This is a genomic window from uncultured Oceanisphaera sp. (assembly GCF_947495715.1).
GTDB classification, from domain to species: domain Bacteria; phylum Pseudomonadota; class Gammaproteobacteria; order Enterobacterales; family Aeromonadaceae; genus Oceanimonas; species Oceanimonas sediminis.
On record NZ_CANLZU010000008.1, the window covers coordinates 133,701 to 140,304 of the forward strand.

Below are 6,604 nucleotides of genomic sequence, written 5' to 3' on the forward strand. Positions count from 1 at the left end.
GGTCAGGACTCGTCGTGCAAGGCGCCGCCGCAGCTGCTGCCCTGACCGGCGGTGCAGCCATAGCAGTGCTCGGCCACCCGTATCGGCTGACCGTTCAGCTCCCGGTGTAACAGATCCCGCAGATGAGGCGGGTCTTGCTCTTTGCCACCATCTTTACCGCTATTTTTAGCGTCAGTCGGCAGTCGCAGCCCCAGCTGCTGGTTGAAGTCGCAGTCGTACAGGTAACCCTGCCAGTCAACACTCACCAGGTTGCGGCACATCAGCCCCGGCAGGTTGGCGGCGGAAAAGTTGTCTTTCAGCAGGCGCAGATAATCGTGGAACTGACGCTTGGTGATCAGATAATCGCCAAACCGTTTGATCGGCATATTGGCCAGGGCGAACAGGTGATTGAAGCGAATGTCGAAGTGCTCCATCAGCTCGCGCCGATAGGCCGCCTCCAGCCCTTGTTGCTCGGGGGGCAGGGTCGGCCCCTGAGGGTTGTAAACCAGATTCAGCACCAGCCCCGAGCCGGGCCGGCCGTAACCCAGCTTGTTCAGCTGCTGCAGGGCGGCGATGCTCTTGTTGAAGGTGCCCTTGCCGCGCTGGCGATCGACGTTGTCGATCTCATAGCAAGGCAGGGAAGCGACGATTTCCACCTGCTGTTCGGCCAGAAAGTCGGCCAGGGTTTCGTGCCCCGGTTCGAACAGTATGGTGAGGTTGCAGCGGTCGATAACGGTGACGCCCTGCCGTCGAGCGGCCACCACCAGCTCGCGAAAGCGCGGGTGCATTTCGGGGGCGCCGCCGGTCAGATCCAGGGTATCGAGTTTGCGGGCTGCCAGTACCCTGGTGATCAAGGCCAGATTGTCGTCGTCCATCATTTCGGTGCGGTGCGGCCCGGCGGCCACATGGCAGTGCACGCATTTCATGTTGCACATGTAGCCCAGGTTCACTTGCAGGGTATCCAGCGCCTGGCGGCGTATGGCAGGGAAGTCGGTCAAATCTAGCAGGGGCAGGGTGTCTCGCATCGTGATTCCTTTATCGAGTGGGGCCGTCTTCCGGCTTGTCGCTGGTGTCATTATCCGTTTTGGCGACGTAGGCCCGGGACAATGATCGTATGACCGGTAATTGCCGTTCGAAATTGCGACAGCCCTTGCACATCATGGTGTGCAGCGCCAGCAACAGCTTTTCGCCGGACCCCAGGGGGCGTTCCTGACCTTCGGACATCAGTTGGGTGGCTTTGTGACAGCTCAGCATTGGCAGTCTCCTTGCTGTTGCCAGGTGTTTTCCAGGCATTCGCGTAGTCGCAGCCGGGCCCGATACAGCAAGACATTGAGGTTGCTGACGGTCAGATCCAGCTCTTTGCAGATCTCCGGGCTTTCCAGGCCGACAAACTCGCGCATCATGAAGGTGCGGCCCTGATTGGGCGGCAATTTATCCAGACACAGCTCGAACAGGGTCCAGAACTCGTCATCTTCCCGGCTGCTTTCGGGGGCGCTCCATTCCACCGGTCGTTCCTCCTTGTGCCACATACCGAAGCGGTTGAACAACTGCTCTTCCAGATCCGAACTGTCGTCCCCCCCCAGGCTGCTGACGCTGACCAGACGCTGGTTTTTGCGGATCACATCGACAATCTTGTGCTTGAGGATGGCAAACACCCAGTTCTTGTAGGCGGCGCGACCGTTGAAGCTGTCTGCGTACTTGAAGGCGCCGAGCAGGGCCTCCTGCACCGCATCTTCCGCCAACGCGGCGTCTTGCAGCTGCAGGGTGGCAAAGCGCAACATCTGGCGGCGTAATTCATCGGACAACAAGGGGTCTGGCGTGTTATGTCTCTGATCCATAATGACTCTTTTTTTGTGGTAACGGGTCCTTCTCCTAGACTCTAACGCCACCGGCGTTGTGCTACCAGCATTGTCTGTGTTGTTATAACCATGTCGGTAAATCACGGTATTTAAATCAATGTTGTTATGGCTGAGTCGCGAACAGCATCGGTTTTATTACAGTGCGGATTAACAAAATCAGATAAAGAGAACCTTATGCAGCAGGGAGCGTGTTGATGAGCCAGTATCGAATTTTCAAGGTAGACGACGCCATCGCTTATGTGCGAGAGGTTGAAAGGTTGGGCGACGAGGTGCCCTTGCTGGGCGAAGAAATCGGCGATGGCAACCTGAATCAGGTGTTTCGAGTGTGGCAGCCTGGCGAGTCGCGCGGTTTTATCGTCAAACAGGCGCTGCCCTATATTCGCTGCATCGGCGAGTCCTGGCCGCTCACCCGGGATCGGGCCCGCATCGAGGCTCAAATACTGCTGAACCATGGCCGCGTCTGCCCGGAATACACGGTAGAGGTATTGCACTACGATCCGGCGCTGTCGGTGATGCTGCTGGAGGACTTGTCCGATCATCGGGTATGGCGTCAGACCCAGCTGGAAGATCTGAGCTTTCCCGAGGCGGCGGCGCAATTGGGCCGGTATCTGGCACGGGTGCACTACCACAGCAGCGCCTTTCATCTGGATTATCAGACGCAGCAGGCGGCGAAGGCCGATTTTGCCAACCCGGAGCTGATGGCCATTACCGAAGATGTCTTTTTTGTCGACCCGTTTCGGGATCACGAGCGCAACAACGTCGACCCCCTGATCCGTGCCGAGGCGGAGCAACTGTGGGCGGATGAAATATTGAAGGTGAAGGTCGCGGCCCTCAAGCACGACTTTCGCTGCAAAGGCGAGGCCCTGCTGCATGGCGACCTGCATACCGGCTCCGTCATGGTAACGGCAGACAAGCTCAAGGTGATCGACGCCGAGTTTGGCGGTTATGGCCCCATGGGCTTCGATCTTGGGGTCATCTTCGCCAATCTGTTGCTGAACTTCTGCAGTCAGCCAGGGCGGCACCGGGCGGTAGCCAGTCGGCGTTATCAGCAACAACGCATCGAAGAAATACACAGCCTCTGGCAGAACTTTCGGGCCGATTTTGTCGAGCTGGCGGCGCACAGCAATGATGCGGCACTGGCCGAGCCGGAGTACGTACAGGCCTTTATGCAACGGGTATGGCGAGACGCCCTGGGTTACGCGGGCTGCGAGATGGTTCGCCGGACCATCGGCATCGCCCATGTGGCGGATCTGGATGGCATCGAAGACCCGGCCCGGCGCGCGGCTTGTCAGCGCCAGGCGCTGGCTCTGGGGCAGACCCTTATCATGGAGGCGGAGCAGCTGGATGACATTGCATTTAACCTGCTATTGATGCAGCAGATCGTCCCGAGTTGATGAAGTAGAGACTGGAATGCCGGCTTGAATATCGGACAAAGGGCCAGCTCCGCCGACTCGCTGTAGATACATCCATGTACGCTCTCCGATTCATCCCTGAATCGAAAGGTCGGCCGAGCCGATCCCTTTATCCTCCTTGGTGCTGCGGAGTCGCCTGTTAGCGCCGTCTATAGACAACTCGGTGCCCAGGATGAGGCGGCAGGGATTGCCTCAACCGACCGTCAAATGCCAAGGATGGCATTTGCCGAGCGTCCCAGGGATGGGCTTGAAGCGTGTCGGTGGAGGCAACCTTGTTGCCTCTTCTTACGTGATAACAAACCGGCAGACCTGTGACCAGAGACTAAATTTGATAAGGCTCCACACTGGTGCCTTGCAGCGAATAGGCGGCGTCTCCCATGTCATGGCTGGCGCCCACGGTGCGCAGGGTGCCGGTGACCCAGACTGCATCCCAGAGATCGTCCACCTGGGCGCCGGCCGGATACTCCACATAGACTATCTGGTTGGTGGGCGGTGGCGGTACATGAATACAGGCGCCGAAGTAGGGTACCAGCAGGAAGGCGGTCACCTGCTTGCTGTCACCTTCGAGCGGCACCACAAAGCCGGGCAGGCGGACCTTGCGGCCGTTCAGGCTCGGCACCACCTTGCCGACGGGCTGGCCGGGAATGGCAAATTTATCATCGTGATCCACCTCGGGAAAAGGCGGTGGATTCAGCTGCTCTTCCAGCGGGATGAGATCGTTCCATTCCAGCAAGCTGTATTCGTCGGCCCAGGCCGGGGGGGCCAGCAGCGCCAGGGTGGCGAGCAAGACAGTCATATATTTCATCAGTGATTAATACTCATTCCATCGTTAACCGAATAACCGTAAGCCCGTGCCGCCGGCAACAGGCCGATTAACATGCCTGCCAGCAGGGTCAGACCGATCAGACGCCATTCGCCCGCCTCGGGCAGACCCGGGTACAGCAAGAGACCATATTGTGCCTGCACCAGGGGAGCCAGCAGTTGCAGCGAACCATATAGTAGCGCCAGACCCAGTAATACGCCAAGGGCTGTGAGCAGGGCGGCCTCCAGCGCCAGCAGGCCAAAGAGATGACGCGGGCCGGCGCCCAGGGCGCGCAGTATGGCCAGCTCCCGGCGGCGGGCCGACAGCCCCGCCAGCAGGGTGGTGAGCATGCCCAGCAGACCGGCCACCACCACGAACAGGGCGATGAAGGCGATGGCTTTTTCGGCGATGCCGAGCAGGCTCCACAGCTCGTGCAGGGCGCTGCCCGGCAGTATGGCCGACAGCGGCTCGGCCCGATACCCGTTGATGGCGCGCTGCAGCCCGAACACCTGTACCTTGTTGTTCATGCCCACCAGAAAGGCGGTAATGGAAGCGGGGACAAGATCGGCGGCGCGGGCCTGCTCGGGCGACAGGGTCTGGGTCTTGCGGCCGCTTTGCCAGCCGAGATGGATGGCCTCCAACCCGTCCAGCTGCACATGCACCGTCTTGTCGACCGGGGTGCCGGTGGGCGCCAGAATGCCGACCAGGGTAAAGGGCAAGTCGTCGTGCAGGCTGAACGAGGTGTTGCCGGCGCCGTGGGCGATGATGAGGGGATCATTCAGGCGGTAACCCAGGGTGCGCGCCACTTCGGCGCCGATCACCGCCTCGAAGGTATCGCCGAAGGGACGACCCTCGGCCAGCCGCAACGGCTGGTTGCGGCCATAGGCATAATGACGAAAGTAATCCTGATTGGTGCCCAGCACCCGAAAGCCCTGATGCGAGTCACCCAGGGCGATGGGAATGGTCCAGGCCACGCCCTTGTGCTGGCTGATGCGCTGGTAGCTGTCCCAGCTGATGTTGTTGGTGGGGTTGCCCAGGCGAAACACCGAATACAGCAGCAGGTTGATTTGCCCGGTGCGGGCGCCGACGATGAGATCGGTGCCGGACAGGGTGCGGGCGAAACTCTCTTTCATTTCTACCCGCACTTTTTCGACCCCCACCAGCAGCATCACGCTGATGGCGATGGCGGCCAGGGTGAGGCCGGCGGTGAGCCGCCGGGCCCAGAGACTTTTCAGTGCCAGTATCAACATCTTGTCTGCTCGTTCAGTTCACAAAGGGAGACGACCCGGGAAAACAGCGCTTCAAGCGCCGGATCGTGGCTGACAAACACCAGGGTGCTGTGCCGGCGGCGGCATTCCCGGAACAGCAGTTCGATAAAGGCGGCCCGGCTGTCGGCGTCCAGTGCCGAGGTGGGCTCGTCGGCAATCACCAGTTCGGGGCGACCAATCAGGGCCCGCGCCGCCGCCACCCGCTGTTGCTGGCCGATGCTCAGCTTGTGTACCGGCTGGGACCACAGTGCCGGGGGCAGCTGCAACTCGCTCAGCAGTCGTTCGGCCTCGGCGGTGGCGGAGGCCTGCAACTTACTGCGCTTGTGGCGGGAGAAGATCAGGGCCGAGGTGACGTTTTCGGTCACCGACAGAAAGGGCAGCAGGTTGAACTGCTGAAAGATGTAGCCCAGATGATCGGCCCGGAAGCGGTCCCGGGCCCGGCCCGAGAGGCGCGACAGATCCCGGTTCAGCACTTGCAATTGGCCACTGTCGGCCTGCTGTATGCCGGCCAGCAGGCCGAGCAGGGTGCTCTTGCCGCTGCCGCTGGGGCCCTTGATAAAGAGCCGCTCACCGGCGGCCAGTTCAAAGTGCGGTATCTGCAAAATGGCTTGCTGGCCGGGCCAGGCGAAGCGGAGATCCCTTATCGATATCAGAGTGCTCATGGGCCCTTACCAGCTGAAGGCTGGCTGTTCGGCGGTGAGGGTGCCGGCAATCTGGCCGGCCGGCACTATGCCCTGCAGCTCTACCCGGGTCAGGCTGGGAAACTGCTCGAACAGGCTGGTCGAGAGGCTGTTCAGAGCCTGGGGCTGCCGGCACTGGTAGCGATATTGCACCAGCACGTCGTTGTGGCCATGTTCATCATGGTGCTCATGGTGCTCATGGTGCTCATGGTCAGCGGCATGCTCGCTCCCATGATGCGCGTGTTCGTCTGCGCCTTCATGAGCGTGATCATGATGATCTGCAACTGTGTGCTCGTCCAGCTCGTGGGCATGGGCGTCTTCCTCAACCAGCTGGCTGTCGATAAGCCGGCAGGCGGCCGCCTCGGGCAGGCTGAACAGCGTGTCGGCCTGTTGCACCCGGCTCAGGGCAGCGGTTAATTGGGCCTGCTCGGCATCGTCGGCGGGAGCATGTTCGAAGCCGACAATATCGGCCGCCGGGGCCAGCAGTTCCAGCACCAGCTGTTGTTGATCCTGGGCCAGGCTGAGGCCTGAAGCATCCCCACAATTATTTGATAAAATTCATGAGGTTATAAATAAAAAGGTAGGAGCATCCATGAAAATCGGC

The 6,604-nt window shown here is 60.5% G+C and carries 8 protein-coding genes; 1 reads left to right on the forward strand and 7 read right to left on the reverse strand.

The genetic code is table 11. From position 1 onward, the window contains the following. Positions 1-2: 2 nt before the first annotated feature. The 3 genes from arsS to Q0753_RS06895 are packed head-to-tail and all read right to left on the reverse strand — an operon-like array spanning position 3 to position 1,817. Positions 3-1,004: an arsenosugar biosynthesis radical SAM (seleno)protein ArsS gene (gene arsS, locus Q0753_RS06885; protein ID WP_298718839.1), complete on the reverse strand. Its 1,002-nt coding sequence runs from the start codon at positions 1,002-1,004 to the stop codon at positions 3-5. 10 nt (positions 1,005-1,014) lie between these two features. Continuing rightward, entirely contained in the window at positions 1,015-1,233 is a 219-nt protein-coding gene (locus Q0753_RS06890; RefSeq protein WP_298718841.1) for a zf-HC2 domain-containing protein, read from the reverse strand. Then, a complete protein-coding gene (locus tag Q0753_RS06895; protein WP_298718843.1) occupies positions 1,227-1,817 on the reverse strand; it encodes a sigma-70 family RNA polymerase sigma factor in 591 nt (196 codons plus the stop codon). Before Q0753_RS06895 ends, Q0753_RS06890 begins: the two co-directional genes overlap by 7 nt. Before the next feature lie 215 nt (positions 1,818-2,032). Here Q0753_RS06895 and mtnK point away from each other — a divergent pair, with 215 nt between their 5' ends. Continuing rightward, on the forward strand, positions 2,033-3,232 hold the full coding sequence (gene mtnK, locus Q0753_RS06900) for an S-methyl-5-thioribose kinase (protein ID WP_298718845.1): 1,200 nt from the start codon (positions 2,033-2,035) through the stop codon (positions 3,230-3,232). A gap of 340 nt (positions 3,233-3,572) precedes the next feature. Here mtnK and Q0753_RS06905 read toward each other — a convergent pair whose 3' ends face one another. Genes Q0753_RS06905 through Q0753_RS06920 form a run of 4 tightly spaced genes read right to left on the reverse strand, consistent with a single transcriptional unit; the run spans position 3,573 to position 6,558 of the window. Further along, on the reverse strand, positions 3,573-4,055 hold the full coding sequence (locus Q0753_RS06905; RefSeq protein ID WP_298718848.1) for a DUF3299 domain-containing protein: 483 nt from the start codon (positions 4,053-4,055) through the stop codon (positions 3,573-3,575). Further along, entirely contained in the window at positions 4,055-5,302 is a 1,248-nt protein-coding gene (locus Q0753_RS06910; RefSeq protein WP_298718850.1) for an ABC transporter permease, read from the reverse strand. Before Q0753_RS06910 ends, Q0753_RS06905 begins: the two co-directional genes overlap by 1 nt. Continuing rightward, positions 5,296-5,982 (reverse strand): ABC transporter ATP-binding protein, encoded by a 687-nt coding sequence (locus Q0753_RS06915; protein WP_298718852.1) that lies wholly within the window; start codon positions 5,980-5,982, stop codon positions 5,296-5,298. The genes Q0753_RS06910 and Q0753_RS06915 overlap by 7 nt, the downstream gene beginning before the upstream one ends. Positions 5,983-5,988: 6 nt before the next feature. Continuing rightward, positions 5,989-6,558 (reverse strand): DUF2796 domain-containing protein, encoded by a 570-nt coding sequence (locus Q0753_RS06920; protein WP_367179495.1) that lies wholly within the window; start codon positions 6,556-6,558, stop codon positions 5,989-5,991. Positions 6,559-6,604: the final 46 nt, after the last annotated feature.